We start from the raw sequence: 4,414 nt of genomic DNA, 5'->3' as shown, positions 1-4,414 counted from the left end.
CGTTTGGGCATTGATTGCAAGATTCTGAGTCTTTTCGAGCACCCCACCATAAGAACGCTCGCAGCGCACTTAGCCGCAATTTCAGACGCCCCTCGCCTCACTCAGTATCAAAAGAAACCAATTGGCGTGGCCGCAAGCGAAAGCAAGCTCGAACAGAACGGCAATGCTGTCGCGATCATCGGCATGGTGGGCAAGTTCCCGGGAGCGGAAAACGTCGATCAATTCTGGAACAATCTGGTCGGTGGCATAGAGTCCATCGCAGACTTGGATGAACAGACGTTGCGAGAAGCCGGCGTTGATCCCAATACCTTTGGCAAGCCTAATTATGTGAGGCGCGAAGCCGTTATCAGCGAAGTTGATCTGTTTGATGCAGCGTTTTTCGGTCTCTCGCCTAAGGAAGCAGCGTGGATGGACCCGCAACAGCGGATCCTGCTGGAAACGGCGTACCAGGCGCTCGACCATGCGGGATACGGATCGCGCGAGAACGCAGAAGGCCGAGTTGGTGTCTTTGCCGGCGTGGGGGCCAACCACTATCTCGCTGAACGTGAAGCAGGCCGCGACCTGCTGGATTCAGAGAAGTTGCAGATCCGCATTCTTAATGGCCACGATTTCACGGCGACGCGCATTGCCTACAAGCTCAACTTGACCGGCCCCTGCGTGTCAGTTCAGACGGCCTGTTCCACTTCGCTGGTTGCTGTCCACCTCGCTTGCCAGAGCCTGCGCGGCAATGAGTGCGACATGGCGCTGGCAGGCGGTGCATCGATTTCCCTGCCCCATGGAAAAGGCTATCTCCATCAACAAGGCCATATCTTGTCCCCTGACGGCCACTGCCGTGCGTTCGATGCTAAAGCACAGGGAACCGTGAGAGGCAGCGGAGCAGCGGTCGTTGTCCTCAAGCGGCTGAGCGACGCCTGTAGAGACGGCGACTATATCTGGGCAGTGATAAAGGGGACCGCCATCAACAATGATGGCGCCGCCAAGGTAGGGTTCACCGCCCCCAGCGCCGACGGACAGGCTGCGGTGATCCAGGCCGCCCTCACCGATGCTGAGGTCTCTGCGGACACCATTGGTTACGTCGAAGCGCATGGTACGGGAACCTATCTTGGAGACCCCATCGAAATCTCCGGCCTAACCAAGGCCTTCCGTTCCCACACCGCGAGGAAACAATTCTGCGCAATAGGTTCTGTGAAGACAAATGTTGGCCATCTCGACGCCGCAGCGGGTGTAACGGGATTGATTAAGCTCGCCACAATGCTGAACAAGGGCGTCCTTCCCGCCAGCCTGCATCTCGATGAGCCCAACCCAAATATCGACTTCAAGGAGAGCCCGGTGTTCGTAAACAAGACCTGCACCGCTTGGCCCAAAGGTGGTGAGCCACGGCGCGGCGGGGTCAGCTCATTTGGCATTGGTGGCACGAATGCGCATGCGATCCTGGAGGAGGCTCCGCCACAGAGTGGTGAACAAAGCGGTCGCAGGCTTCAAGTTTTTCCAGTGTCGGGTGCAAGCGGGTCTGCACTAACCGAAATGCTCCGGCAACTGGCAAGCTTTATTCGCCGAAGCGACGTTAGGCACAGCGCAGCAAATATCGCATACACCCTGCAAACCGGTCGAGCAGCTCTCAGACATCGCACAAGTTTCGTCGGATCCGATCCGGTGGAATTAGCCGACCAGCTCGATCAGGCGGCTCTGAATGCGGGCGCAGCGGGAGAGGCGTCAAGCAGTGAACACCGCATCGTGTTCATGTTCTCCGGCCAGGGTGGGCAGCAGATCGGAATGGGTCGGGAGCTTTATGAAGAAGAGCCGGTATTCCGCAACGCCATCGACGAATGCGCAAAGTGGCTTAACGAGCTCGCACATATCGATTTCCGCCCCCTGCTCTACTGCGAAGGCAAATCTGATGGCGAGCTTGAGCCTCAGCTGGAAGCCATCATACAGCCTGTCATCTTCGCTACGCAATATGCAATGGCGAAACTCTTCATCTCGTGGGGCATTTTGCCTGCAGCTGTGATTGGCCACAGCATCGGCGAATATGCAGCCGCTCATTTTGCGGGCATTATCTCGTTATCTGATGCTATTCGACTGACGCTGATAAGAGGACAGTTAACGTCCCGTGTGCCTGCCGGCGGGATTGTTGCAGTCAGCCTGTCGCCGGAAGAGCTCCGGCCCTATTGGAACGGACGCCTTTCGTTGGCGGCAATAAATGGTCCCCGTCAGTGCGTCGTTTCAGGGGTCGCATCTGAGATCGCAGCGTTTCATGGGCGATTGCAGGCGAAATCTATTGCGAGCAAACTAATGCGCGCAAGCCATGCCGTGCATTCGTCACTACTCAATCCAATCCTGCCGGAGTTTAGGATTCATGCAGAACAAGTCGAGTTGCAAGCGCCTCAAATACCTTTCATGTCGACGGTGCTCGGTGACTGGCTTGAAGCGGACGTGCGGCTCAATGGCAGCTATTGGGTCCGCAATCTGCGAGAGACGGTGCAGTTCCATCAGGCCTTCGATCGGGTAGTGCAATCGGGCCACGAGTTGTTCATTGAGATGGGGCCTGGCGCAGCCCTGACCACACATTCCAGGCGGTTTAAGTCAAAGAGCAACCGGCGGAACCCCGTGGGGTTTCCAGCCTTGCCAGGAGGCGATCACGGGCAAGGCGATCACCTGAGACTGTTACAGACATTGGGCAAGCTTTGGACCTGTGGCGTTCGCGTTGATTGGTCTGGCCTGCACGATCATAAGCCCCCTCATCGTACCCCCCTCCCGCCTTACCCTTTTGATCGCAAGCGTTACTGGCTCGATGCGGCCGCCACTAAGGAGCAGGAACACAATGCCGGTTTGAATCAGCCTAATATTGCAGCCAGATCCGTCGATCGCCCGACTGGGAACGAAGGGGTGCGCAATCCGACTGTAGTTGAGATGCCTGCTGAGACAGCTTTAGACCGCCAAATTGCGGCGGTCTATCGGGACATTTTGGGCTTGGATGACGTTGCCCTGACCGACAGCTTCTTTGATCTTGGTGGCGATTCGTTGAGCGCCTTAAGCGTCATCGATCGCATCGAGCAGCTCACGGGAGAGAGATTGGCTGTCTCCCTGCTGCTGGAACACCAGACTCCAAGAGGGCTCGCAATAGCCCTGTCGAAGACACATAGAAGCGCGCGTCCGAACGCATTGGTGCCGATACAAACCGGCGGTTCACGGACGCCTCTGTTTTGCCCCCACCCTTTTGGGGGACATGTACTCCTATATACGCCTCTTGCTAAGGCACTTGGCACGGAGCAGCCGCTCTTCGGCCTGCAGGCGCGCGGTCTGAATGGTGAAGCAAGACCTCACCTGAGCATTCCGGAGATGGCGCGGGAATACGTAGAGGCTATCAAGAGCGTTCAACCGCGAGGCCCTTATCAGCTCGCCGGGTTGTCCATGGGCGGTAGCATTGCTTGGGAAATGGCCTGCCAATTGCACGATGCTGGTGACGAGGTAGCAATTGTTGGGCTGCTCGATGCCAAAGCGCTTCACAAGGATGAAGAGCACACAAGCGACCGGTATCACCGCCTGCTCGGCAACCGCCGTATTCCTCACTGGCTTAGAGAGCAAGCGGTCATATTGAGCGTCCTTTTTCCTACGCTGAAGAAACATTGGCGAAAGCTGAAATCCATCAAACATGAGTGTCAGGTCACGGCATTGCTGGATTTCGGAATGCAAGCAGGCAACGTACCCGACATCGGCGAAACGCAGCTCAATAATATCCTGGCAGTTGCCGAGGCAAATAAAATTGCGCTGCGCGAATATACGCCTCGGTTCAACCACAGCAGGTCCGTTCTCTTTGCAGCCAAGAAGGGGCTGCGCACATCCACTAATGAACCTGATGGCGATCTCGGGTGGAAGCAATTCGCGAGGGCGCGCCTGGAAATTCACGAAGTGCCTGGTGACCATTACACGATGGTCGCTCCGCCCCATGTACGCGTCCTAGCAACGAAGCTCAAAGAATATCTCAATCGAAACGACTAAGCGACGGCACCAGCAGCGAATCGCAAAAGCCGGACACGGGCCGGTGACCAAACTGTTGCAACAAATCTTTGAACTAAATTTGCAGAATCTTTGCGGCCGCAACGCCGCACAGCACGCAACGTCGGAGACAACGGCCAATGGCAAGAAGAGCGCTCATCCTGCTTGAAGGTTCAAGGTATAATGGTCCGCTTTACGTCCAAGCAGCTCTGCAAATTGGTCTTCATCCAATTGTCCTGTCGGCTGATCCAGCTCAGTACGACTATCTTGGGGCCGAAGGAATTGAGGCAATCCGTGTCGATACAGCGGATCTCGATGCGCTGATCCGCGAATGCTCCCGGCTGCATGCAACCTATGACATTGCTGGCATTACGTCCGTAGGGGACTCGTTCTATGCGACAGTTGGCAAGCTCTGCCG

The 4,414-nt window shown here is 56.4% G+C and carries 1 protein-coding gene and 1 pseudogene; both read left to right on the top strand.

Annotated features, from left to right (window positions below; all coding sequences use genetic code 11):
• Window positions 1-126: 126 nt before the first annotated feature.
• Complete coding sequence (locus EOA24_RS28695) at window positions 127-3,999, top strand: type I polyketide synthase (RefSeq protein WP_189354298.1); 3,873 nt, start codon at window positions 127-129, stop codon at window positions 3,997-3,999.
• 137 nt (window positions 4,000-4,136) lie between these two features.
• Window positions 4,137-4,414: pseudogene (locus EOA24_RS28690) on the top strand (hypothetical protein); the annotation flags it as partial.

Origin of the sequence: Mesorhizobium sp. M2A.F.Ca.ET.039.01.1.1 (assembly GCF_003998035.1) — a bacterium.
Taxonomy (GTDB): Bacteria; Pseudomonadota; Alphaproteobacteria; order Rhizobiales; family Rhizobiaceae; genus Mesorhizobium.
This window is presented reverse-complemented; position numbering and strand designations above follow the sequence as displayed.